Origin of the sequence: Ruegeria lacuscaerulensis (assembly GCF_013031245.1) — a bacterium.
GTDB classification, from domain to species: domain Bacteria; phylum Pseudomonadota; class Alphaproteobacteria; order Rhodobacterales; family Rhodobacteraceae; genus Ruegeria; species Ruegeria lacuscaerulensis_C.
The window spans coordinates 1-25,287 of the sequence record NZ_WPZL01000025.1; the positions used below are offsets into that span (position 1 = coordinate 1).

Annotated in this window: 15 protein-coding genes and 2 pseudogenes; 10 read left to right on the top strand and 7 right to left on the bottom strand. The window is 52.5% G+C overall.

Going from position 1 to position 25,287, the window contains the following annotated elements; translation table 11 throughout:
* Positions 1-397: 397 nt before the first annotated feature.
* Positions 398-2,959, top strand: a complete 2,562-nt coding sequence (locus GOX66_RS19970) for an HD domain-containing protein (protein WP_170764864.1) — start codon at positions 398-400, stop codon at positions 2,957-2,959.
* A 277-nt stretch (positions 2,960-3,236) separates the two neighbouring features.
* Here GOX66_RS19970 and GOX66_RS19975 read toward each other — a convergent pair.
* Positions 3,237-3,385, bottom strand: a pseudogene (locus tag GOX66_RS19975) (IS110 family transposase); the annotation flags it as partial.
* Between the two features lie 507 nt (positions 3,386-3,892).
* Here GOX66_RS19975 and GOX66_RS19980 point away from each other — a divergent pair.
* From GOX66_RS19980 to GOX66_RS19995, 4 genes and pseudogenes are all read left to right on the top strand, one after another.
* Positions 3,893-4,711, top strand: coding sequence for a hypothetical protein (locus GOX66_RS19980; protein ID WP_170764866.1), 819 nt, complete (start codon positions 3,893-3,895; stop codon positions 4,709-4,711).
* Positions 4,712-5,128: 417 nt separating this feature from the next.
* Complete coding sequence (locus tag GOX66_RS19985) at positions 5,129-5,524, top strand: hypothetical protein (protein ID WP_170764868.1); 396 nt, start codon at positions 5,129-5,131, stop codon at positions 5,522-5,524.
* Between the two features lie 533 nt (positions 5,525-6,057).
* On the top strand, positions 6,058-6,273 hold the full coding sequence (locus GOX66_RS19990) for a hypothetical protein (RefSeq protein WP_170764870.1): 216 nt from the start codon (positions 6,058-6,060) through the stop codon (positions 6,271-6,273).
* A 108-nt stretch (positions 6,274-6,381) separates the two neighbouring features.
* Positions 6,382-7,346 (top strand): annotated as a pseudogene (locus GOX66_RS19995) (transposase).
* 684 nt (positions 7,347-8,030) lie between these two features.
* Here GOX66_RS19995 and GOX66_RS20000 read toward each other — a convergent pair.
* The 4 genes from GOX66_RS20000 to GOX66_RS20015 are packed head-to-tail and all read right to left on the bottom strand — an operon-like array spanning position 8,031 to position 13,212.
* Positions 8,031-9,068 (bottom strand): hypothetical protein, encoded by a 1,038-nt coding sequence (locus GOX66_RS20000; RefSeq protein ID WP_170764872.1) that lies wholly within the window; start codon positions 9,066-9,068, stop codon positions 8,031-8,033.
* A gap of 6 nt (positions 9,069-9,074) precedes the next feature.
* Complete coding sequence (locus GOX66_RS20005; RefSeq protein WP_170764874.1) at positions 9,075-11,069, bottom strand: ORC-CDC6 family AAA ATPase; 1,995 nt, start codon at positions 11,067-11,069, stop codon at positions 9,075-9,077.
* Positions 11,069-12,019, bottom strand: coding sequence for a phosphoribosyltransferase-like protein (locus tag GOX66_RS20010; RefSeq protein ID WP_170764876.1), 951 nt, complete (start codon positions 12,017-12,019; stop codon positions 11,069-11,071). The genes GOX66_RS20005 and GOX66_RS20010 overlap by 1 nt, the downstream gene beginning before the upstream one ends.
* The gene (locus GOX66_RS20015; protein WP_170764878.1) at positions 12,016-13,212 is read right to left on the bottom strand and encodes a DNA (cytosine-5-)-methyltransferase; all 1,197 of its coding nucleotides are present in this window, start codon (positions 13,210-13,212) and stop codon (positions 12,016-12,018) included. Before GOX66_RS20015 ends, GOX66_RS20010 begins: the two co-directional genes overlap by 4 nt.
* An 807-nt stretch (positions 13,213-14,019) precedes the next feature.
* Here GOX66_RS20015 and GOX66_RS20020 point away from each other — a divergent pair.
* Positions 14,020-17,595, top strand: a complete 3,576-nt coding sequence (locus GOX66_RS20020; protein ID WP_170764880.1) for a hypothetical protein — start codon at positions 14,020-14,022, stop codon at positions 17,593-17,595.
* A gap of 544 nt (positions 17,596-18,139) precedes the next feature.
* On the opposite strand, the gene GOX66_RS20025 is transcribed toward GOX66_RS20020, so the two are convergent.
* Positions 18,140-18,592, bottom strand: coding sequence for a type II toxin-antitoxin system HicB family antitoxin (locus GOX66_RS20025; protein WP_170764882.1), 453 nt, complete (start codon positions 18,590-18,592; stop codon positions 18,140-18,142).
* Between the two features lie 129 nt (positions 18,593-18,721).
* Entirely contained in the window at positions 18,722-18,880 is a 159-nt protein-coding gene (locus GOX66_RS20030; protein WP_174822807.1) for a type II toxin-antitoxin system HicA family toxin, read from the bottom strand.
* A 685-nt stretch (positions 18,881-19,565) separates the two neighbouring features.
* Here GOX66_RS20030 and GOX66_RS20035 point away from each other — a divergent pair.
* The 4 genes from GOX66_RS20035 (at position 19,566) to GOX66_RS20050 (ending at position 25,286) form a co-directional block, all read left to right on the top strand.
* On the top strand, positions 19,566-20,588 hold the full coding sequence (locus GOX66_RS20035) for a FecR family protein (protein ID WP_336509506.1): 1,023 nt from the start codon (positions 19,566-19,568) through the stop codon (positions 20,586-20,588).
* Positions 20,589-20,694: 106 nt separating this feature from the next.
* A complete protein-coding gene (locus GOX66_RS20040; protein WP_170764884.1) occupies positions 20,695-22,929 on the top strand; it encodes a CHASE2 domain-containing protein in 2,235 nt (744 codons plus the stop codon).
* A gap of 155 nt (positions 22,930-23,084) precedes the next feature.
* Entirely contained in the window at positions 23,085-24,134 is a 1,050-nt protein-coding gene (locus GOX66_RS20045; RefSeq protein ID WP_170764886.1) for a patatin-like phospholipase family protein, read from the top strand.
* A 138-nt stretch (positions 24,135-24,272) separates the two neighbouring features.
* Entirely contained in the window at positions 24,273-25,286 is a 1,014-nt protein-coding gene (locus GOX66_RS20050; protein WP_170764888.1) for a catalase, read from the top strand.
* Position 25,287: the final 1 nt, after the last annotated feature.

The window sequence follows — 25,287 nt, forward strand, 5'->3', positions numbered from 1 at the left end:
CTAACACCAGCAGAGAAATTTGATGCCTGTGTTGCGTCGATCCGTTGAAACCACACCGCAAAGCGGTCATTTGGGAAAACTACCGGAAGTTCCGCTTTGCGGACCATTCCCGACCTTAGCTGTACAATCATGAACTGGCTGGACGCGCCACTAAGCAGACCTTCGCTGCGGCCGCCAAATTCGTGCTGTGAGTGCGAAGCAACCAAATGGGGGGCAAAATCCAGACTTTCGCTGCGGGTGCAAAGGCGACCCAATCCCAAGGCGAAAGCAGAAGTCTTGGCTGGCGCTCACTGGGTCCGTTGTATGAGGTAAACGGCTCGCTTAACCTACTGTCTAACCGTCGTTACTTCGCTTTTGACGGCGTATCGAAACAGGCCCGGTAAGGACAAGTGACAAAATGAACTCATTTGAGCAGTCGAATATCTGGAAAAGTGCCTTTGAACGTTCAGGAGAAGAGCAGTTAAAGGAAAGACTGTCCTCGGCTTTGAATGCCGTTAGGGAAAACGCCAGCGTATTGGGTTCCAAGATAGCTGCGGATTTTCCCAGCCTTACCGTCCACGACATCACACATATGGATGCTTTATGGGACGTTGCCGACCTTTTGGTCGGGCCGGATCATGGACTAAATCCTTTGGAAGTTTTTGTCCTTGGATGCACCTTTTATCTCCATGATGCTGCGCTTTGCTTCGAAGCATATGAGGGCGGACGGGATGCAATCCGGCAGACCGATGTTTGGAAGGATGCCAATTGGCGGCACAAGCAAGCCGGCCAAAAAGATCTTGAAGCCAAAAAGAACGCAGATTTCGACGCTATTAGAACACTTCATGCTCAACAAGCAGAGAAGATTGCCTATGAAGAGTGGAGAGTTGATGAAAACGGTGAATCATTCTTTGTGATCGAAGATCGTCTAATTCGTGAGCATCACGGGCGCCTAATAGGTAAACTAGCAGCCTCCCACCACTGGGATATTCATCAGGTAGAAGAACAATTACAAAACATACAATCTCCGGTAGTTGGCTTTCCAAATAACTGGACGATACGGCCTTTGCTGTTGGCCTGTATACTTCGATGTGCAGATGCGGCCCAGATAGATGGTACAAGGGCACCTGAAACTTTGCTGTGCCTGCTTAAGGCAAGCGGTGTGTCTCAAGACCATTGGCGGGCGCAAAACAGGATCGGTGCAGTGTCTCGGCTGGAAAACTCGTCGAAGCTGTTAATCTCAACCACTAAGCCCTTCGCCAAGAATGATGCCTCAGCATGGTGGGTCATGTACGACAACGTCCAAATTGTTGAACGGGAATTGGCAACTTCAAATGCACTTCTAATTGAGACCTACGGTAGCGAGATTGCGCTTCTCGCAGATGGCGTTGACAGCAATTCCGGACCAAAAGAGCTTTCTAGACGCATTCAAACAGAGGGTTGGGAACCCACGAACGCGACGGTAAAAGTCGGTGACGTAGAAAGGGTTGTTGGCGCGCTTGGCGGGCAACAGCTGTATGGTGCTGATGATATTTTAGCGGTCGTTGCCCGTGAACTGGTCCAAAACGCTATAGATGCGGTTTCGGCGCGACGGGCCTTTGACGTGAGTTTTGACGCCAACGTGGAGATATCGATTGAACTCCTGAAGCATCCCTTGACCGAAAACTGGGTTCTGCGCGTAGCGGACAAGGGGGTGGGAATGTCGCCTGCTGTCTTGTTGAACTCTCTCTTGGACTTCGGCAGTAGTTTCTGGAAAAGCCCCAAAGCGTCCGAAGAGTTTCCTGGCATGCAAAGCAAAGACGCGCAGATAATCGGGCGTTTTGGGATCGGGTTCTTCTCAGTATTCTCTATTGCAAAAAGCGTGAGAGTTTTCTCTCGTCGGTTCGACGCAGCGAGACAGAATTATCGCTGCTTAGAGTTCCCAAGTGGTCTTACACTTCGTCCGCTGCACTCATCCGATGCACCTGAAGCGGGTCTTCGCGGATTTTCTACAATTGTCGAAGTGGAGATTTCTCCGGATCAATACGACGGCGAAGGAGAATTTGAAGTCAAAGCAAACCATCAAGGTCAAAAGAGCTTTTGTGTTCCATTTACAGATTTCATCAGCTCCATGATTTGTGACATTCGAGTTGGAGTGGAAATAAAGCATGGTGACAACATCAGGCATCTCAAAGCGCCGACTGAGTTTAACACTTTGGAAGCGAATGAATTACTTGAACGAATGACTTTTGAGAAACCATCTGAACAGGCAAAAAATCTAATAATTTCCCATGCAAGTCGAATGCGAGCCATTCAACATAACGGAAAGACTTTTGGGTTTGCAGCACTAACCACAGTTCCCATCAATGGATATCACTATGTAAGCGCCAAAACCATCGACGGATTGACTACACCGCACAATCGCGGGACCGATAGCTACATAGGATGGATGGAAGCCGAGTGCCGTTCAGCGAAGAGAGATGTGGGTGAACTAGAGATCCCAGAAGAAGCACTCAGCCTATGGGTTGCTGAACAAGTAAAAATCTACCAGAGCACTAATCCCGATCTTGTTTCACGATTCGTTACGGCAGGCCATATCGAGAGTCTTGGTGGTGACCCAAGATCAGTTTTGGATCACATTATGTGTTATCAGCCAGATGGAAATGGTTTTGCCTTTATCAAGCTTTCGGAAGTTTCCACCGTAATGAACTCACACCAAATATTGGTTCCTGTAAATGAATATGGTGGATTGGATCAGTACTGTCGAAATCCAGCGAAAGCCGGTGCGTTTGTTGTAGTTCCGCATTTTCGGGCTGGCAGAAATTACATGAAGGCCAATCTTGAGAACGGTCGACCAACAGATGCCAACTCTCTGATTTCTTTGATCACAGAAAGCGCGGAGAATTCGGGTAAGGCGGTCAGCTGGGAGCGACAACCTGGTGTATTTGAGAGCGCCTTTGGGCGATCGGATGCATTGGCTTTAAAGTTCTTCTGCACGTAGAGCGACGCACTCGGGATTCTATGTATGAAGGCTTCTGTTGCCACAACATCCTTAGTCTTGGGTACGAGAAAACTCAGTACAAAGATTGAATGTTCGCTTAGCGGGCTGCGACCGCAGCATTTATGCGGTGCGCCCAGTGTCTGGAATGGGCTGGACCGTCATGCCGCGAATGCAAACGCGTGAAATGAGAGTAACGGCAGGTTGGGGCTCGAACTTGTAGTATCGGCTTCTGTTCGCGAGTGATTTTCTTGCATGTTCTCGGAAGCCGCTTACGTGTACGCACCGTGATACCTTGTTCCATCAAAAAGCGCGGATCTGATTGATCGTCGCAGTTCGCCGCGACGCCAGCCGTGATCGAACGCGATGGAGCGCCTGTAGATCCAACTGTTCTGAGCTCTTCCCTGGAACGACGGGCAGATTGGGACGCAAGCCCTACTAGGTAATTCGTTCAGCTTTGGTTAACGCACGGCTCAGCTGGTAAAATAATGCCGATAGAGGATCTCGTGCATGTCGCGCCTACAATAGCCCAGGTCACCTGCCATCGGACACCGGAATTTGAGCGTAGGAATGTGGGGTTCGCAACCTGCTACATCAGCGAAAGACCAAAAGCTGACCTTAGAGCAGTCTGCAGCATCAGCTGGTCTGGGCTCGAAGCCGACATCCGATCATTTCACTCAAACAATGACGGGCATCTAGGCGACCAAGGTCGACAATGCGCGGAGAGCAGACAAATGCACCCGCAGCACGCAGTTCTTATAGCAATGGCGGCTCAATGGCAGCTCTGGGCTCACTGCCTCAGTTGATGCATCCACAGAGAACTACAGTAGGGAGTCCTTTCTAACGGATGCTACGCCTTGCTCCGATGTCTTTCAGCAGGAGTTCCCAATGAAATGAAGTTTCAGACAAGACAAACGATATTGGTACTACAACCCGATGGATTTTGACCAGTCGCCGCTTCGCGTGTTATCCTTCCACGCAATTTCAAACGGTGACATTTATTGCAAAATGCCAGAACCAATCAAAATTAGACCACCTTCCCGTCGAGCAGAAGACCTTTCGCGGAAGCTCTTGGAGGAGGCATTTTTGGAGCCAACACAAGTCTCCGTACAAGACTATAGACAGAGTATTTCGTTCAACAGCGCCCCGGGTGGTGGTGGTGCGCAGGCTTTAGAATGGCTGATCACAGTCACAAACGTTGGCTTGTGGGAGTATCTAGCAGCATTTCTGTCGGGTTATGCCGGAAAAGAGTTCCTAAAGAGTTATTTCAAAAACGCAGGAGAAGACTTTTGGAAGGCCACTAAGCTCCTTGTTGTATCGATTGCGCGTAATTCGAGCTTGTCGAAAGAAGAAAAGAATCTGATCAAGATCACCAATGATGCTGACGACGGCCAATCGCCACTAGCGCTCACTTTGGATCCACAATGGTTGGTCAGCGACGAGGGTCGAGTTTTAATGGCTGATTTAGAGTGTCGAGCTTTGCCAGCAATTGCGGAGTTTGTTGATTGCTTCGGTGCCGATCGCAACTCTTCGCTGAATTTCACTGTCTCGCCAATAAGGAAGGAACCATTTGGCTGGGAAACTCGCGCTTTCCGCACAGCATCATCCAATGAAGTGACTATCCGACTTGTAAGAGATCGCATCGAATGGGACACGCGTGGCAAAGAAACCGGTAAGTTCGCTAATTTTTTGCTTGTGAAAATTTTCTCGAAAGGGGGATGGGCCAAAACTACTCAGGTGCAGATCTATAAGTGAACACAGGTTTTGTCGGCCTATTATCCACGCGACAAGACACATTGCAGTTTGCCATTACTGAGATTGACGCAGCCGCTGCGAAATTTCACTTTGTCCGCGCTTTCCCTCTTCACTCAGCGGAACTGAACGTCCGGACTGCGCCGTCTGCGACTTGCTGCGCGAGAATAGAAGAAAGCGTGGCAAAGGCAGCTCAGGGCTATTTAACGGACCTTGCCCCCCCTGCCCTTCTTGTATCAAAGTTGGCGGAACAGACTTCCAGAAAAGGTCCCTCAGTTGGCGACTCTTGTACTGGGCAAGTTACTACGTCGGGAAGCAGGATGACTTGTGATTGGGGCCCGCATGTCGCCACGCTCAAATTCAACCCTCCGATCAGGGAGTGCGGATGTTAATGCATTTGTCTGACAAAGGTGCCAGCTGATGACTAACCCCAACGGTCAGAACGTCGAGGTGGCCAAAATTAATGCACGCGCGTTGATTATCACAGCCGTAATTTCAGCCGGTTCTGGCTTTGGTGTGGCAGCGCTTGCCTTGCTAAATGACGACGGCCAGAAGACAGGCTTAATAGCAGCGGAATGGGAAGACGGGGATCTACCACCCTCGGTCTGCACTACTGTTGACGGCGAAATCGGAAAAATTGTTGTGACGACTGCGATCTTCAACAAACCAACTGGTTCATTTCATGCCTTCGAGCAACAACACATAAAACCAGCCGGTAAATACGGGTATTCGACCAATAGCATTGCAGACCTAATCCCCAAGACCGGCGATTATCGTGTTCGCCATTGGGGCGCAAAATGGGAATGTGTCAAATGATGTCCAAGAAAGGTGTGGATTGACCTATGTTTGGTTGGCTTAAAGACGAACACAATCGAGGCGTCGTAACCCTGATAGTAACCATCTTGGCACTTTTGATCGGTGGTATTTGGACGGTTTTCACGTTCTTTATAGATAGACTGCCGCAACTGGCCCCGGATACCGAAGTTCCCGAGATCGTAGTCGAGGAACCTTCCGAGCAGGTAGTCGATGTGGAAATTCTCCTTGGGGACTATGATGGAGCGGCTTCCTTCGTAGTGGATGAGAATTGTCAAATCGACGGAGCTATAGATTGGGTGAACAGAGTCGATAACAGCACAATTGTAAATAATAGTGTTGTCGGTCAGGTCGATTGTAGAACGTTAACTCTAAAGCGGCCCTCAGTTGGCGACTCTTGTGCTGGCGAAGTTACCACATCAGGTACCAGGATGGCTTGTGTTTGGGGTCCTCATGCCGCCTCTCTCAAATTCAACCCTCCGATCAAGGAGTGCGGATGTTAATGTATTTGTCTAAGAAAAGTGGAGAACCAGATCATGAGTAACAGCACAGTAACCATAATATTCAAAGGCGGCGCAATCCTCTCGGTCGATGCGGCGATTGATGAAGGCAAAGCGATATTGGCTCAATGGGACAAGCATTTGAAAGATCCTAAAAGCCAGGAATTCATTCAAACCGGGTATGCCGACACAAAGGGAGACCTTCGCTTACGGGCTGTAGAGATTGCCGGTATGACTAGGCTCACCTCCTAGACTTCCAACAAAGGTGCCAATGACAGCTGAGCGGACAGAGCAGCCATTTGACTGAGCCTCCCCAACTGAACTGGTCCACCGTTATGTTTAGGAAACGGAGGACTACAAATGGCAAACAAGAGACCGAAGCCCGAAGAGATTGTCTCGAAGTTACGGCAGGTTGAAGTTCTGATGGGGCAAGGCATGTCCCGTCTTGATGCGATCAGGCAGATTGGAGTTGTTGAGCAAACCTATTACCGCTGGCGGAAGAAGTACGGTGGAATGGGTGTTGATCAATTGAAGGAACTGAAACGGCTTCAGAAAGAGAACGAGCGGCTGAGACGCGCGGTTTCAGATCTGACGTTGGACAAACTGATCCTGACGGAAGCCACAAAGGGAAACTACTGAGCCCCGCTCGTCGTCGTGCTTGTATTACCCATATACGCAACCAGCTGAACGTTTCCGAGAGACGCGCCTGCCGCGTGCTTGGACAACACCGATCCACGCAACGGCGCGTCCCACAAGGTCGCGCTGACGAAGACCGACTGGTGGCCGACATGATCGAGCTGGCCCGTCAATACGGCCGATATGGCTATCGCAGGATCGCAGCGCTGCTGAGAGAGGCTGGGTGGTCTGTTAGCGACGGACGGATTGAACGGCTTTGGCGACGAGAGGGGCTGAAAGTGCCAGTGAAACAACCGAAGAATGGACGGCTCTGGCTGAATGACGGATCATGTGTCCGGCTTCGACCAGAGCATCGCAACCGGATGCATGACCCATCGTTCAGGAACGGTCGAGAGTTCGCAGCTTGGTTGGGCCTGACCCCTGCCAATAAATCCAGCGGCGGGAAGGAGAAGCTTGGACGGATTACCAAAATGGGAGACCAGTATCTCAGACAATTGCTGGTTGTCGGGATGACGTCTTTGGTTCGGCAAACCAGATCCCATCCCGAACGAGCGAACAAGTGGCTGACATCACTGCTCGAACGTAAACCAGCCCGCGTCGCGACAGTCGCCATGGCCAACAAGACCGCCCGGATCGTATGGGCCGTTCTGACCCGCAACGAACCTTATAGCCCAAGAGCTGCAGCCTGAAACCAGAGGAACAAAGAGTTAGCAAGACCCGCGAGATGATGGTGCACAAGTCAGCCGCCAAAACCAGGACACCCCGCCGAATGTCCCGGGCGCTACAGCCCGTATTCCTGTAAGGGACCTGGTTTGCGGAACCCATCAGGGCCAGCGGTCAAAACCGCGCAAACAGGCCGGACACATGACTGCTTCTGACAAACGCACGAAATCAGCTCAAAAAGGACTTGCTATGCAGGAGCCATCCACACAGGATTTTCGCTACAGACGCTGACGCTAGTTCTCGAATCAAACCGGTTGATGTGGACATTCTTTCGAACAGAAAAGGCAGTTTGCTCGAGATTTAGAGATTTCCGTGAGCAGCAAAGGAAAAAATTCTTAAACTCTCAGTTTAACTGCCTCTGTCTACGTACCACTTGTTGCGTGTGCGCCAGCGCGCATCCGCTAGGTATTGAATACCGGGCGAGATAATGAGCTTCGTAATGTCAAGTCCTAATTCTTAGTTTGTTCCGCGAACGCTTGACCTGCTCAAAGTTTCTCCATAAATCTGCTTCTCCAGACCGCGAAACCAGCTTAGAGGCTTGTCCGCGGGCGTTGTGGCATTTTGCTACGGCAGACATCTCATACACGTTTACTTGTGTGAGAGAGTAGCGGTTTGAACCTATTTGCATCGGCGGCCTCTAGGGGCCGCCGTCAAAGTTCGTAGATGAATTTCCCATTTTTCTTGACAGCGTATGCCCAGCTGTCTGGAGCGCCATGCCTCAGAGCCACATCATTGGTGTAGTCCACCGCGTATTTTTGTGGTTGGGAATAATATATCGGAACATCTGCTTTTCCCGATCGCTCTGAGGCAATCGCAAACAGGCACATCGCTAACGAAAAAGGCTTGGGACCATAAGGGGCCATAACCGAGGTTTTTTCGCCACCTTCAGTTACAATCTTTATTGCGTCAAATGTTTGAGATACGTCTATTGAATCCAAGTGCAGGTAGCTAATTGGGTCTGATCCTTCAATTAGACTATCATCTTTTTGCACCTTCATCTCCACTTCCTGGACAAACTTCCAGTTCCGATGAATGCCGGGTGGGCCCGGCGGGAAGGGAAAAAGTAGTTGCAGAGACATTGCCTTGTCGTCCCCGAAAAGTTGCATCATGCTATGCGTGTGAAATCCTACCCCTACAAACGCAAAGTCGTGGTCGTCTCGGTCATCTTCTGACATGAAGGTAGGTAGGACACGAAGAGTTTCGGGGTTCTCAGATAGTGCCTCCGCGTGCACGTCTCCTTTGGTATAGATAACCTGAAGATTGGTTACATTTGGATTCTGCACCAAAAACCTCACCATTGGGAAGAACCAGCGCTTCGGCAATGAGGTAATGTCCAAAACTATGTTGCCCGACGCAGCAACGGCTTTGTCACAGATTGCTCGGATAGTATCAATTGATGCCTTTAGAGGTTCACGCAATTGGTTGATCTGTGCGGCGCAGTTGGCCGAGATTATTCCCAGGTTGTTGTTATAGGCCTGCTCGCGCTTTAGCTGTTCTTCAGCTTGACCTAACAAAGGATCGTCAATTCGAATGAAAAAAACTTCGTCTTTTTCTGCTGCTGAGGCAGCAACAGACTTAGCACTCCGCTTTTCAAAGCCGTGACAAGCAATGAAACTCCATTTTTCCTCATCATACTTTGCGCGCAGCCACGAAGGACGGCCCCAAGGGCGAAATTTGAAGCTCTGCATATTCTTCTAAAATAACTCTTCTTGCTGTGCTTTCGGGCTTTGAGCCAAAGGAACATCATAGCCAGCCTTGTAAATCCAGTCGGCTACTTCGCGAATACGAGCATAGTAGGGCTCTTTGGTACGCACGTATGGAAGACCCAATGTCGGACAAAAAATAGGGTGAAAATAAAACTTGGTTCGTTGACCCGCTCCTGGGTTTTTAGTTGTGTGCCTCAGCATTAACATGTTGGCGTAGTCCGCCAGTTGCTCAAGGAAACCTCTAACGGCTGGCAGATTATCAAGTTCTTCATTTAGAATGGAAAACCCATTGGCTCCCGGGTAGCTTAACTTTTCGTCCGACAAAATTTTGTAGCGGAGAACATCCCCCACATACTTCACGAACCTTGCGCGTTCCGCGCTTCGACCTGATTGTTGAAAAACCATATCGTACCAAGCATTGCTGGCTCTATGAATCGCGGTCGACTGGACGCCTACGCTTATCTCAGGAAGTGTTGACCGTGAAACTTCTGGCCGGTCGTTTCGCTGCAACCACGTACTCCAAATAAACTGGTTGAGGCCGAGGAAAGCCAAGATACTTCCACCTGAGAGTTCCAAAATTTCCTTCGCGCCTCCCCAAATCGATTTTTGCCTACTTTGAGAAGCAATCAACACAGCGAGTACGTTGGCTCGCTCCTTCCTCCACCACCGATTTGAATTCCGCATCCATGGTAGAAGCTCATCGCGAACATTTATGTTCTCGCGATCTCCTTTTTGGCGTACCCAAAACTCACCAAGTTTCGCACTGTACAAGTCTTTTTTTGCAAGGCGGAGCAAGGCATCTTTAGTTTCTCTAGACCACTCGGCATCGAGCTTAAGATATTTCTCAGGTTCCCGCAGGCCCATCTCTTGATTAACCTTTTGCATGGGCGTGAGGTTCGGACCGTAAACGCGTTCGAGCAAATCCTCATCCAGTTCATCCGAAAACGTAAACTGTGCGTAGCGGAGCCGTCGTGCAAAAACATCCTTTGCAAAACTGTCAAAAACATTTTTGGCACTAGCGCTGTCATCCTCGTCTTTCTTAAGAATTTGATCGAGGTCGATGTATTTGTAGTCCCTCATGAACTCTAAATTACCACTTGTTCCGTGTATCCGACCGTGCCTCTTCCACGAATAACCTCTGGTGCCTATACGATAGGACAACTCAGGATTTCGAGATGCCAAGGCTTTGTTAATCACAGCTCGATAATCGACCGTTTGCCCTGGTGTATCGCGTGAAGAAATATTCCCAAGTTCTTCATATTGATCGATATCGACAAAAACATTTGTGTCGGCAGCTAGCGCTCCACTCGAATGAAGAAGTTCGGCTAACGCGATTTGTGGAGCACCAATCGCCGTCGCGGTATCAAAAATTTCGCTAGACAGTTCCATGTCCTTCCCATGGACAAACCGGCGGTAGAGTTTAGCGCGATGCTGTAATCGAAGCCTTAGTTCGCTGATAGAATTGCACTCACCAAGCCAACCTTCCCAAACCGCCAAGTTGGCAATTTTCGGTGCGAGAAGATCCATTTGTTCACGGTCGAAATTTAGGCCTATCTCGTCCCTGATGTTTTTTGAGGCGCCAAGATAAACCTCGATGCTCTCCAAGAGGCTGTCACATATGAGGTAGTTTAGGAAATCAGCAAAGAGCAGCTCTGTCTTTTGAACATTCTCATCAATGGCATCACGATAGCCAAAGTCGATAACGCTACTGTGAGCCAAGTTGACGGAACCACACACGAACTTCCGCAAGGACTCCGGTACGGGGAATTCTCTATTGGCTTGCTCGTATTCAATTCTGGTTTGAGGTTTGAGCAGTTTTAGCAACATGCTCTTTCCGCAACCTTGTATTCCGGTAACAACAATGTTGCCAGGCATAAACAGTGGTTCCGTATGCGTAACAAGCATCGGGCTGAAAATAGTGACAAACTCATTTGAGCTTATCCGGTCACCCACATAGAGTTCGAAGAAGGGATTTGCTTTCATTACTGTCTATTCACCCTCGGGAAGAGCGGTGTCCAAGTGTCCGATTCGAAGTGGAAAATCGGCAGCGAATTGTTAGGGCAGTTTGAATACATGATCACTTTGGCTCCGGTTTGCTTGAAGCCAAACATGTATTTCTCTGATGATACTCCCACTTTGTCCTTAAGCCCACAAAGAAACTTCTCTGCATCAGTTGCCTGATCTGTCTTAGTGTTCTCATATGAATGAAATGCTGAAGATGGCAGCAATAGCGCTGGATCATATGTGACGTTGTCCAGCTCGCCAACTGTCTCGTTCAAAACCTCGTCACCCTTGGGGCAAACGACAAGAGGGCATAGTAAAATTCGTGTTTCCGGTAGAGCATCGGCTGCAAATTTCACAACACCTTTCGCCTGAGTTCCGGAGCCGACGAAATCTTCTAGCAATACAAGATCCTGTATTTCTTTTTTTTCTACGTAAGCTCTAATTTTAGCGACATTCCCGAACTGCCTCAGAGATCGCCAGTCTGGGCGTTTGTCCAAGCTTTTAAGGCCATTAACCTTCAAAAACGAATTGATACGCAAGCTATCGGAGATAGGGCAAATCCAAGCTTTGTTGATTCTGTCTACGATGCTTTTCTCAAGATCACTTGAGAAAACATCTACTTCTTCAACTTCCAACATCCATCGAAAAAGGTTGCCGTGAAAAACTGTGCGATAGAGCGCCTCAAATTCACGGCGACCGACAAAGAAAACCTTCAAAAGCAGAGAAAGTAGGTGTTGTCGATCCTCTTCAGTATCAACATTGTTCAACCAATCGAGAAGCCTTTGGCGAAAAGGATGGAACTGTGAAGGCTCATAATCGTTGAAGACTTTCTTACTGAGAAAATCAATCATTGATACGGACTCAGGCGGCAAAGGGCTTCCTTCGGAGGGAAAGTCCCAAGACGGTGGGATTTGAGTGAGTTTGGTCATGTCAACAGTTCTCGACAGGCCTGCGCGATTTGGATGGACATTGGTGGTGGGACTGCATTGCCGATCAACCTGAAAGCATCTTTCTCTCGTTCAGGGAATACGAAGTCGTCAGGAAACCCTTGAAGTCTAGCAGCTTCTCTAACGGTCAGACCTCTGTTTTCCGAAGGGTGCAAAAAAAGCTGGATATCGCCAAAACGAGTATCGACGGTGGGTGAAACATCGTCTGGTTCCAACCTTCGATATTTTCCGTTGAAGGTATCTCTTAGGTCATAGAGGTCTCCTGATCTTCGTATGAAACCTCGTTCTTCCAATTGAACTAACTGACTACTTTTGATCTCTGGGAGTTCCTTGCCAATCTCAACAAGCGAAACTGGGTCCGCATCGCCGAAACTCCGCTTCCGGTTTCTTCTACGAAGAGCCCGAACTGTAGTCAGAATTTTCTTTTCATATTTTGACGTATTACCAAACCATTCGGGGATGTCCCAAGTCGCGACACTTGCGTCTCCTCCTCGGACGTTGCACAGCTTTTGCCCAATACCGATCCGCTTTGCTATGACAGCATGTTTACTACCCTTTGTCGGATACTTTGGGTTGTGCGCTTGAAGTGCGGTGGACATACCTCGAAAGGCTTTTTCGACCGTAGGACGGTAAGATCGGTGGGGCGTTGGGCATCGAAATGACGCACTGCCAAGACGAGCTAGGATCACCGTACGTTTTCTTCGTTGAGCCACTCCGAAATCTGCGGCGGAATATACTTGAACTGAACATGAATATCCGCCTTCAGTAAGTATCTGTATCGCTAGCTGTAGATATTCTTGGTTCCGCCTGTTGGTTAAAGCCGCCACATTTTCAATGACCGCCAGTTTTGTTTTGCTTTCGACCACAATTTCGCAAGTTGCTAACAGAAGAGAGTTCCTTGGGTCGTTTTCTTTATAACCGCCACCCGTAGAAAAGCCTTGGCAGGGTGGCCCTGCTACAATTACGTCTGAGGGGGTTTCCAACACAAAGGGATGGCCGATAACTTGCCGTTTGGCGGCAATAGAATGGTTCATATTATAGCACGAAACAGCTTGGGCATCATTGTCGAATGCGGCTTGGATGTTGAAGCCCGCGCGAGCGAACCCGTAGTCCAATCCGCCACAACCGGAGAATAGGCTGACCACCCGTAAAGCGCTATGATCCAAGTCGAACACTGATTTCTACTTAGCTTTGCCACGGAGACACAGCGTAGTTCGCTCTAAGTGGCTGATTGGCCAGGCTGTCGACGTCATTTCGCCGTTTCTATCCGCAATTGATAAGTGGCGATGTTGAAAATGGTTCATTTGCGCCTGTTTTTGGCAGTATGTTCTCGATTCATGCCTTATCTTTCACAATCGTGACTTGTTGAGCAACAGGTGATTATCGGCAAGGCAGATGATGAGCTTAACCTGGTCAGAGCGGCGATAACTAAGACTGTTGCGCATAGTTCCTTGACGCACCCCTTCCGAATTTACGAAGAGAGGAGCTGACATCTCTATCAAATGTGAAGCAGCATCATGTTGCGGTGACTTGGTATTGGCGACCCGACTGCATCAGGTTTTCTTTGTGTACCCTCGTGACAGAGCATGATCTCATTTCACTTTCGGGAAGTTTCCTCGGTGTCCAGGGCGGACAGCCCCGGCACGTACTTTAAATGTGATGCTCCTTGCGCAGTCCCAGCCGGTAGAAGGCAAAAATGCTCTGGAGGTACAATTGGCTTGGAGGAGTAGGTTAACACGGGATAGGGACGTCACAGTATGAACGTTCTTGCCGCAGTTGGCATGCTATGGGTCGGTGTAGGTTGTGCGGACCAATCTGATACGCAGCTTGAGCAAAGGGAGAGATTGCCTCGCGGCCTAGATTATATGCTTGCTTGGACGTCGATGAAGGACGTACTTATATTGGTTGGTTCCGAAAGGCTTAGGTGCGTTTGTTCAAAATCACGTGTGAATGCTAGCATTCGCGTGAAGGAGGGCGATTCTATGCGAATGCCAGCTTGGCTTAGCACACTTTTTTTGTTGGCATTCTTTTCCTTCTGTTCTTCATATGCTGTTTCAGCAAATGACTTGCGGATCGTTCCGCAACTAAACGCGACGCGCCTTGCTCCCAGGACGGTCCAATTCAATCCAGGGAAACCCGACATATTGTTCGTACTCAACAAATTCGGCCGGATTGACATTCTTGATGTTTCGCAACTCGATCGCCCAATGAAGCATGCCGAGATCCTCACTGGCGCGCTCTCGGCTGCATTTTCTCCGGACGGTAGCCTCATTGCCTCAGGCGGGCCTGACGGAACGGTTCGGCTCTGGGAATTGAACGGCGCCCTGGTTGGCGCGCCGTTCAAGGGGCACGGGGACTGGGTCCGGAGCGTCGCATTTTCTCCGGATGGCACGCGCATAGTCTCCGCCGGCGATGATGGCACAATACGGCTCTGGGAACTCGACGGCACCTTGGTGGGAGCACCTTTCGAAGGGCACGTTGGGTCAGTCCTGAGCGTTGCTTTCTCTCCGGATGGCACGCGCATAGTCTCCGGCGGGGTTGATGGCACGATACGGCTCTGGGAACTGGACGGCACCCTGGTGGGAGCACCTTTCGAAGGGCACGTTGGGTCAGTCCTGAGCGTTGCATTCTCTCCAGACGGCATGCGCATCGTTTCTGGCGGGGCTGCTGGCACGATGCGTCAGTGGGCTCTTGACGGCACTCCATTCGAGATGCCTTCCCATGCCTACCGGTACGCGGTCCTGAGCGTTGCCTACTCGCCCGATGGCACGCAGATCGTTACTGGCGGGGGAAGTTCCTACGTCACCACATCCAATGGTGCTGATGGTTCGGTGCGACTTTGGGGGCTCGACGGAAAGGCAGTCGGTCCGCCCTTCGAGAGTCAAGGTCGCTCGGTCTCGAGCGTCGCATTTTCTCCGGATGGCACGCGCATAGTCTCCGCCGGCGACGATGGCACCGTTCGGCTCTGGCAACTCGACGGCACTCCGGCGGGCATACCACTCGAGGGGCAAGGGAACTGGGTCCTAAGTGCTGCCTTCTCTCCGGATGGCCGACGTGTAGCATCCGGAGGGGAAGGCGGCATCGTACGGTTTTGGGAACTCGACGGAACCCCGCTCGGGTCTTCCCGCGAGCGACACGGGGATTACGTAACAAGTCTTGCATTTTCTCCAGATGGCATGCGCATCGTCTCCGGCGCGGATGACGGCACGCTACGGCTCTGGGAATTGAACGGTACTCCGGTTGGACAACCCTTCGGGGGGCACGATTGGTGGGTTGCAAGCGTTGCTTTCTCTCCGGATGGCACCCGAATTGTTTCTGGTGGGAATGACGGAAAAGTGCGGCTCTGGGCGCTTGACGGATCTCCAGTGGGCAAGCCGTTCGATGGACACGGGGGGAATGCAGTCTGGAGCGTTTCCTTTTCGCCGGATGGTACACGCATCGTTTCAGGTGGAATTGACGGTACGTTACGGCTCTGGGAAATTGACGGAACGCCGCTCGGTAAGCCAATCGAGGCGCACGTTGGCCCGGTTTATAGCCTTGCCTTCTCTCCAGATGGAACCCGCTTCGTCTCCGCCGGTGATGACGGCTTGGTAAGGCTTTGGGCGCTTGATGGCAAACCGGTCGGCCTACCTTTCAAGGGGCATGGGAGTCCGGTCCGGAGTGCCGCCTTCTCTCTGGACGGCACTCGCATTGTCTCCGGCGAGGGCGACGGCAACCGCGGCTACACTTATCGTGGCGAGACTAAGGTACAGGTTTGGGAACTGGACGGCACCCCGGTCCACGCACCCGTCGAGGGGTGCAACAGCAGTCTTGTTGGGTACTTGGCGACCGATAGGTTGGCCGCTTGGTGCATCGATCGACTCGCCGTTTTCGACGCACGTCTCGATCTATTGGGGAGCGTATTTTTTCGCGATGGAGCTGCAGTCGCTGTTCTCAATGGTGAAGGCGCACACTTTTCTGGAGACGATGCGCGATCGTTTCTCAAGACATTCTCAGATTCCGATGGGAAAACCGCCTCTTTGGATGAGACCCCGCCAGTGACTCAAGAGCGTGTACGGCAGGTACTGCTGAATGATTGGCATCCACTTGGGCGCGCGTTCATTTCTCTCGAGTTTGCGGCCAAACAAGCGCAAGCAGTTTATCAACGTCAGCACGCCGTTATCAGACTCTCATTCTGGCCAGTTCTTGTTTGGTCTATCGTTGTCTTTGCCGCATTCCTCTCTTGGCTAGTGGTGCCCGCTTGGCTCTGCAGCCGGTTTCTTCCCAAGGCCGTGGAACCGGATCCACCACCATGGAAATGGCTTGTTGACGTAGTGACCACCTTCGGATGGGCTAGCCGAACCGGACGGCCAGTTAAGGCGTGGCTACGCAAGCATCGCCACTCGCTGGAGCGGGCATGTTTTTTGGAACGCCGACCTGTGGTTGAGAGAGAACGCTATGCCGAAGTGACCATGGACGGCGCACTAGAACTGCTGACGGCCAATCGGCTACGTGGGGCTCGGCTGATCGCTTGGGTTCATGGTGTCGGGGGGAGCGGAAAGAGCTCTTATGCTTTCGCGTACGCGCGGCGTCACCTCGTGGGGAGAAAGGACCAACCGATGCCGGTTCTCGTGGATGAGGACTGGGAAGGATCGCTCACTTCCCATGTGGCCGGTTTGCTCCGGCTTACCGACTGGGACAGAGGGCCGACTGAAACCATCGTCAAGCGTCTCGGGTCCGCGGGTCTGCTCTGCCCGATCGTTGATTCACTGAGTGAGAGAAGCTCCGCCAATGCGGCAAACTACGTGGAGCACGCGATCAAGAATAGCCATTTCCGACATCTCATCGTTACATCACGTGAAAACCCGCACGGCTCGACCGTTTGGCAAAGCGCGACGATCGTGGCGACGCAACCATTGTCTCGCAATGAAGTTCCAGCTTTCGTCAAGCAATACGTGGAGGACGTGGCGCTCCGCAGGGAAGTGAATCGGCGAATCGCAAGTTTCGTTGACGCCGATCTTATGCCAAACCCTCTATTCCTTCGGTTCGCGGTTGAGCAAGCAATGAAGGGCGAACTTGGATCGACGAAACAGGTTGATCTCGTGCTCCGATATGTGGAAGCGGCACGGATTGACCGGGTCGACGTCAATGGCGACGACTTCCTAAGGGCGGCTAGCCACGCCGCTGTCGAAGCTGTCAGAGGAAACAGGCTCTTTCCTCGCGAACTGGATTTCGAATTTCTCAATGGCGTACTGGTCAAGGTTGCCGACGTCCTGCCGTTCCTTAACGTCAATCGGTCAAACGAGGTCCCACCGTCGAAGATAATCGAAGAGCTACTGAGTAGTGGTATCCTAAACCGGAACGCTCGGAATCGACGGATTCAATTCGCGTATGACCCGGTCGCGGAATACCTAGCGGCGTGGCGCCTCGAAAAATCACCAGCCGAAGAGAGAATACTTCGCGCCATAGTCGAGGATGCCCCGACAAGTTCCGTCGCCCAGGCGCTGGAAGAAATCGTAAGTCGTCGTGAGAGAACCAGGAAGCGGCACAGCAACAGCTACCCGCCCAATGTGAAGTAACGTTTATCGAAGCTGCAAACCTTTATAGAGATCACTAACTCTTCTAAGAGGCCGGGACATGAAAAGACAACCACAGCATCCTGAAGGCCTAGGAAGAAACCGATTGTGTGCGTCTTTGCACCAAACTTCCAAGTGTCAAGGGATTTCACACAGCCTCGGCGGCTAGCAGTCATAGATACCCGCTTTTGACCATCTGTCCGAAAGTGGTCAATTGCACGGATGCCTTAAACGGCAGATTTGTCCGCGAATCGTGAGTTCGCTGACTTCGAAGTTTTGCACCTGCGGTGAATGTCCGAAAAGCGGGCTGCGTCCGCAGCATCGCGACCTGCCGCTGGACGTCGGCTCTGGGCCGTTAGCGCAACGAATTGCAATTCGTGCGACTTAAGGGGTTTCCCGGTAGCGTTATTCACCCCGAGATATACACCAGCCGGAAGGGGTGGGATTTACTCCTAGAGACTGTAGAAAACGAAAAAAACTGCGCCGGACTGCAACAGGCGCGGGGGTTTGAATCATTGATCGGAGATCTGGTGACAGGCGGGCTGGATCAGAGCTCAGAAGTTTGTCGATAGGCGCGACGCACCATGCCAGCGGGTACAACCTGGCCCTGACGGATCAGGATCTCGTTGCGGACAGCGAGCTCCAGAAAGGCCGATACATTGCCGTTTGTGACTTCCGATGCCGCTTGCTCGGCTGCGTCCCAGAGACCGCGCTCGACACTTACGTTTTTGCGCACCTTGATCGTATCGCGCGGAATATATGGCACTGAGAGAATATAGGCCCCTTCGGCCAGAACGTCCGACACTTCGGCACGAATCTCCTCGATATCGCGCGGCACCGGCACCTCATCCAGATCCGCGAAATAGTCGTCTAAAGCCGCAATGGCATGTTTGGATATATCGGCTGCCTCATCGGCGGCGGCAAAACAGTCCGGCACGTCGGGAAAACTCACGCCATAGGCAGAGCCGGGATCGTGTTGGACGATCGCGAAATAATGCATGATTATGGACACCTTTGGGAATTCAGTCTTTCAGTTTCGATTTCCAGTTTCCGGTACTTTTATTGTTTTTTACCTAGCCAAACCAACAAGAACCCTTAGATTTTTGGTTACCCGCAGTCTGGTTCAGTACTAGCCTGCCTGCTTTGCTTCGTTGCGGGCGGTGCCGAGTGGCAGGTCCCGCTTGGGGAGTGGAATAATCACCGTTCGGTCCCCTTTGCTCAGCTTCACGTGTGGAGCTTTCTGAGACACCTGCGTGAAACCCTGCACGAGGAGCTTCTTGATGATCATCTTACTGTTTCGCTCGATATATATGTGTAATTATATACACAATGTTACAAGGGGTGGGCGCAAGTCGTGCGAAATTACTTACACAATACCTCAAAGCCGGGTCAGACCTGCAGGTAAAATTCTCGCCGGAGATCGATGGAAGTAACGGGACAAGAACGACCCTGCACCGGAGCGGTGCAAAACGGGTGCAAGCCCGGTGTCGATCTCTCGTAACGCTTTGTTTTTTATGGGATTTTCGGAACTGGCGCGGCCCTTAGCAGGGGAGCGCCTTCGACCACTCGGCCACGTCTCCGCTGGCCGGTATATCCTTGCCTGTCACCCGGATACAAGGCGATTTTCGACACCGCTGACATTTTTCTCAGACCCATCACATCTGCAACAACACCAAAAGCACTATTGGCCGGCACACAGGTTATCTGCGCTCTGCCTCGGTCAGTGACCCAAGTAGTTTGCCGAGGCCGCAAAACCCGTCATAAGGGTTAGCTCCCGCGGGTTTCGCATAGAAAACTTGCCAAACGCGCAAGGTTTAATGCATATTTGCATAGATTTAATGCCAATCATTCAAAAACTCGCATATCAAGAGGCATAAACCAGGCAAGGAGCTCGTCGCGCTCATTACATACCTTTGGGGGAAGGGAAGTAAGGTTTGGCCTGGTTAAAGTTGATTTGTATTGCTTGGTGCTTGGTGATTCTGCCGTCACAGCTGTCCGCCAATATCGGTACTGTTATTGGCGTCCAACAAGGCGCAGAGGTCACACGTGCGGGGAAATCACAGCAATTGCGTGTAGGTATGGAAGTTGCATCGGGAGATTCTATTTCGACCGACAGCAACGGGGTTGTTCAGCTGGTATTCGTTGATGAAACGAAGATCGCAATTGGTCCAAACGCACAAATGACGCTGGATGTGACGATGTTGCGCGGCAACAAAAAGGCCAAGACCTTTGCAGTTCAGGCGCTGGGCGGCAGTTTTCGGTTTATTTCCGGCAAGAGCAAAAAGCGGGTTTATTCCATTCAGACACCGTCCGCGACAATGGCCGTACGGGGTACCACCTTTGACATGTGGGTCGTCCCCGGCACTCAGAGTGCGATGCTGGTTCTGGAAGGCCGGGTGGAAATGTGTAGCCTGAGTGGAAGCTGCCAGTCGACCGGACGTCAATGCACCTTGTTTGCAACGACGCAATCCGGCGGTATCGGGCGCCCTGTGGACCAGGAGCAATATGAAAAAGCGCTGATGAACGGCTTTCCTTTTGTTCAGTCACAGGAAAGACTGCTGGCTCCTCTGCAGGTGGATTTCGGAGGATGCGGAGCAGAATCCCTTCCATTGCCGCCGCAACAGTCGGACGCACGAGTACCCGATCCCCCGCGGTCTGAACGAAGCGGCGTTCAGAGCACCGCGGCGTCCGCTCCCCAGAGTGACCCATCGACCCCTGAAACGCCCACCGCTGAGCCGCCCGCCCCTGAGCCTCCAGCCGTTGGGCGTGGTAATGGTGGAAACATTGGGGGGAACACCGGCAGCGGAAGCGGTAACGGCGGCAACATCGGCAGCGGCGGCAGCAGCGGAAACGGCAACGGCGGAAACATTGGCAACGTCAGCGGTGGTGGCGCAAATGGAAGCGGTGGCACGATAGGCGGCGGCAACGGAGGCAACTTTGGCGGCGGCGCTGGTAGCGGCGGCAGCGGCGGCAATGGTGGCGGCAGCGGCAATTGATAACTACACGCCCCTCTGCGCGATATCCGATCAGGCGGGCGGGCCGCAGCAACAGCCAGCGGTTGACGCCTCCAGATACAGCTGACCCCACCGTTCGGAGGCTAACGTGATCGGAAAGCCCAAAGAAAAAACAGGTCGACGGCGTGCCTTTCAGTTTGTCGGCCTGGGACTGATCATCTTTGGGTGCTTTGTCAGGGTGCTGGATCCCTATCCGGTGCGGATGACCCGACTTATTTACTTCGACATTCTCCAGCGCTTATCGCCGCGTGAATACAACCCGGAGCTTCCGATACGGGTTGTGGATATAGATGAAAGGTCACTGTCGAATTGGGGGCAATGGCCCTGGCCCAGAACCTTACTGGCGCAGATGGTAAAAAACCTGGGCGAATACGGCGCTGCTGCCATCGCGTTTGATATGCTGTTTGTTGAGCCGGACAGGTTTTCCCCGTCGCGACTGTTGAACGACCCGACCCTTGCCGATGTGTTGTCGTTAGAGCGTCGTGCTCAAAAAAGGGACAATGACGTGGTATTCGGGTCGGAAATTGCCAATTGGCCTGTCGTTCTGGGAGCTGCTGCGCGACTTTCCCGCGAGGGAAGACAAATAACCCCCCTGGCCGGTCTCATTGAAATTGGTGAAAAACCAACCGCCGGATTGGTCACTGTCCCACATTGGACGCCACCCGCGCCGCCACTGGACCGAAGTGCGGCCGGTTTAGGAGGGGTCAATGTCTCGCCTCTCGGAGGGATGGGGATTGTGCGCCGTGTGCCCGTCCTGTGGGGCGGACCGGATGGGGCATTGCCAAGCCTGAGCATCGAAGCGCTCAGGGTCGCTTTGGGCGAGCCCATCATTCTGATCGAGGGCGCCCCGGACGAAGCAGGAATTATGCTGGCCGTCGAGATTGGGGGTTTTCGATTGCCTACCACGGAAAATGGTGAAATCTGGGTCAGGTACAGGCGCGAAAACCCGGATCTCTACCTTTCGGCTGACGATGTCATGCAGCAACAGGAGAATCCGGACCTGCGTGCTGAAATTGAAGGCCGGATTATTCTGGTCGGCACATCGGCCGCCGGGCTGTTCGATATGCATCAGACCGCTCTGGGTGAGTCTGTTCCGGGTGTGTCGATCCATGCGCAAATTCTCGAACAGATATTGACGAATGAGATGCTGAGCCGATCGGATGTAACAGCGGCGCTTGAACTGTTGTCCTTTATCATCCTCGGGATAGTGGTCACAGCCGTCATGGCAAGGTTTGGGGCGGTCGCATCATTTGTGGCGGGCGGGGTGTCGGCAGCGGTCGTTCTTGGGATCAGCTGGCTGGCATTCCGGAACCAGCTTGTCCTATTCGATGTGACCTTTCCGTTAATGGGAGGGATGGCCAATTTTGGCCTGCTTGCCGGATATCTGTTCATTTCGACCGAGCGCGAAAAACGCGTAATCCGGCAGGTTTTCTCGCACTACGTCGCGCCTGAAATTCTGGACGAAATGGAAGGATCGGGCCACCAATTGCAACTGGGTGGGGAAACTCAGGAAATCACCGTGATGTTCTCTGATATCCGGGGATTTACCCCATTGTCCGAGTCCGTTTCCGCAACCGATCTTGTGGCCCTGCTGAACGAGTTGTTTTCGAAGGTTGGTGATCAGATTTTGCACGAAAGAGGGACGATCGACAAATTCATCGGCGACGCTGTGATGGCTTTTTGGAACGCACCGCTGCCGGTCAAGGACCACCCGTGCCGCGCGGCGCAGGCGGCTCTGTTGATGCGCCGGGCACTGGTAGACTTCAACGCCTCGGATGTGATGCAGGGCCGACCGCCAATCGCACTTGCGACGGGGTGTGCCACCGGTCAGGCCTGCGTTGGCAACATTGGTTCAAGGCGCCGTTTCAATTACACCGTAATTGGTGATGTCGTAAATGTCGCTGCGCGGATCGAACAAAGCTGCCGCCATGTCAATTACGACATCCTTGTTTCCAGTTCGGTTTATGAGAAAACGAAACACGATATGGCCATGCTTGAGGCCGGGTTTGTCGACCTCAAAGGAAAAGCCGAGCTCGAAGCGGTTTACGTTCTGGTTGGCAACCGGGATCTGCTTGAAACCGCCGCATTCCAAAAGCTTGAGGCAACTCACACGGACCTGGTGTCGGCGATCCGGGACCGCCAGTCGCAAAGAAAAATTGAAGATTTATGTGAGGACTGCGTTGCGATGGTGTATCCTATCGAACCCGGTTTGCAGAAGTTCTATCGTGCGCTGTCTGGCAGAGCAGCAGATTTCCGGTCGGAATTCCAATCGAATCAGCTGATTTTCAGCCACCGCAGTCAGGAAAGAAAAACCTCTGCCTAAGACATTCAGAGCGAACCACTTTCACTAGTGACGTGTTCTTGCAGAACGGCAGGTTTTCCTCATGATGGGCATCGCAGAAATACACGCAGCGATCGGTCTGATTCCGGGTTGACGGCCAGCCGCCACGCTGCGGGCGATAACATGAGGCGCATCGAATGGCATTTAAGTTGGTTTCCTGCGACGGGGGCGGGATCAGGGGATATCTGACCTGCCTTATCCTTCAGAGCCTTCACGAAGAGACCGGATTTTTGGACAAGGCGGACGGTTTTGCGGGCACGTCAACCGGCGGTCTGATCGCCGTTGCGCTGGCGGATGGCCGGACACAGGGCAAGGATATGGCTGTGCTGATTGGCGAGTTGGCTGCGCATTACAGGGGCGATGCCGACCTTATCTTTCAGGAGAACGAACGTGGCTTGCTGGATCGGGCTCTGGATAACATTCTGCGTCGATTCAAGCTTGGGGGCGGCCCGGGCATCACGGCCTCGCAATACAACGCCTCGGGGCTTGAACGAATTGGCTTGTCGCTAGTTGCGGATCGAACCATCGGCTCACTTTCGTCCGACGTGGTTCTGGCTGTCAATACGGTCTGCTTGCACCGCAACGACAAGGTCGGGTGGGCCCCGTTCACGATCACGAACCAGTACCTCGAACATGAATCCTGGCTGAATATGGAGGCGGTCAAGCTGCTGGACGTCGCGATGGCGAGTTCCGCCGCGCCTTCTTATTTTCCGCCGCACCTGATCACGGCGGGGGGCGAAGATTACGGGTATTTTGCCGATGGCGGAACCTTTGCCAACAACCCGGTGATGAACGGAATCAACGTTGCCATCGCCGCAGATCGGGCGAAAGGGCTTGAGGATATTGAGGCGCTGTCCATCGGCACCGGTCAGCAGCCAACGGACATTTCAGAGGCGATGATCAAGGACCCCGATGGCTGGGGCCTGCTGAAATGGTTCGGCGTCACGTCGAATGCCCCGAAAGGTGCTTTGATTGAATTGCTGCTGACTACGTCAGCCGAGAACCAATACTGGATGGCACATCTGGTTTTGAAAGACCGGCTTGTACGCATCAATCCTCCGCTTCCCAAAGTCGTGGGGCTGGCGACGCACAAACCGGACTCCTACAGGTTGATGGAAGAGGCCTTTCAGACCAGCAAGCAAAGCGAGTTCTGGGCAAATGCCGTCAAAATGGTGCGCGGCTGGTGATCTCTGGGTGCATTCCGAGCTCTTACCGACAGTTTCAACGCAACCCAGTCGTCGTTTCTGTTGCCTTTGAACGCGCAACGCTTATGGTTAACGCGGAATTTTCAGCGAGTTTTCAACGACTGAAAAAGGGGGAGAGGTATGAGCGATCCCGGCATCGCCGAGAAGCTGGTGGAGGTGTTGCATCGCCCAGACGGTGATCCCACCATGCGCCCCGTGCACACAATCGGCATCAGCGCGACAGGGTATTTTAAACCTTCTCCGATTGCCCGCAATTTTTGCGCCGCCGATCATTTCAACGCGGAAAAGACGGATGTAATCGTGCGGTTCTCGAACGGATCGGGTTGTGCCATCGTGCATGACGGTTGGTCGGACGTGCGCGGAATGGCGGTACGGTTTCACCTGTCCGATAGTACCGATACCGATCTGATCGCAATGACCCTGCCCGAGTTCTTTGCCCCAACACCCGAGACCTTTCTGGAATTCGCCGAAGCGGCCAGACCCAAACCGTATGAGGCCGAGACCCCCTGGCAAAAAATCCTAAACTACCTGCAATTGATGCTGCCAAAGCGTGACCCATATCCGGGTGAAACCATCAGCCCGGATGAAGGCGCTATCGGGTTCGCGGACAACAACGCCTATTCTCAATTGGGAATACTGCAGGCTGCCCAAATCGGCGCCCCAACCAGCTATGTCCGCGCGGCCTATCATGCGGTGCATACCTTCGTTGTTACCGGATCAGACGGCACGCGCCGCTGGGTACGGTTTTCGTGGCAGCCGATTGCAGGTGTCCTCAGGACCGATCCGACGAAAACGCCGGACGATGACTATCTGCGGGCCGAGTTGAGGGCGCGGCTGGCCAAGGAACCTGCGCGATTTTCCCTGATGATGACGATTGGTGAAGTTGGCGACGATTTCGGCAACTCGTCCCGCCCGTGGCCGCCGCACCGGAAGCGGATCATGATGGGAACACTGACACTTAACGCCGTGCCCGAAGACCAGTTCGCGCAATGTGAAAAGCTCAGCTTCAATCCGGGTCTGCTCACCGATGGCATCGAGGCTTCGGACGATCCGGTGCTGAAGGTGCGTATCGCCTCATACAAAATCTCAAGCGAATGGCGCGGCGGTTCCCCCTGCCCTTTCTCGGAAGGTTAAG

What these genes read in the sequence shown, in the direction of transcription:
- GOX66_RS19970 (WP_170764864.1), top strand. Translation starts at nt 398, where the DNA reads ATGAACTCATTTGAGCAGTCGAATATCTGGAAAAGTGCCTTTGAACGT.
- GOX66_RS19980 (WP_170764866.1), top strand. Translation starts at nt 3,893, where the DNA reads ATGGATTTTGACCAGTCGCCGCTTCGCGTGTTATCCTTCCACGCAATT.
- GOX66_RS19985 (WP_170764868.1), top strand. Translation starts at nt 5,129, where the DNA reads ATGACTAACCCCAACGGTCAGAACGTCGAGGTGGCCAAAATTAATGCA.
- GOX66_RS19990 (WP_170764870.1), top strand. Translation starts at nt 6,058, where the DNA reads ATGAGTAACAGCACAGTAACCATAATATTCAAAGGCGGCGCAATCCTC.
- GOX66_RS20000 (WP_170764872.1), bottom strand. Translation starts at nt 9,068, where the DNA reads ATGCAGAGCTTCAAATTTCGCCCTTGGGGCCGTCCTTCGTGGCTGCGC.
- GOX66_RS20005 (WP_170764874.1), bottom strand. Translation starts at nt 11,069, where the DNA reads ATGAAAGCAAATCCCTTCTTCGAACTCTATGTGGGTGACCGGATAAGC.
- GOX66_RS20010 (WP_170764876.1), bottom strand. Translation starts at nt 12,019, where the DNA reads ATGACCAAACTCACTCAAATCCCACCGTCTTGGGACTTTCCCTCCGAA.
- GOX66_RS20020 (WP_170764880.1), top strand. Translation starts at nt 14,020, where the DNA reads ATGCGAATGCCAGCTTGGCTTAGCACACTTTTTTTGTTGGCATTCTTT.
- GOX66_RS20025 (WP_170764882.1), bottom strand. Translation starts at nt 18,592, where the DNA reads ATGCATTATTTCGCGATCGTCCAACACGATCCCGGCTCTGCCTATGGC.
- GOX66_RS20030 (WP_174822807.1), bottom strand. Translation starts at nt 18,880, where the DNA reads ATGATCATCAAGAAGCTCCTCGTGCAGGGTTTCACGCAGGTGTCTCAG.
- GOX66_RS20045 (WP_170764886.1), top strand. Translation starts at nt 23,085, where the DNA reads ATGGCATTTAAGTTGGTTTCCTGCGACGGGGGCGGGATCAGGGGATAT.
- GOX66_RS20050 (WP_170764888.1), top strand. Translation starts at nt 24,273, where the DNA reads ATGAGCGATCCCGGCATCGCCGAGAAGCTGGTGGAGGTGTTGCATCGC.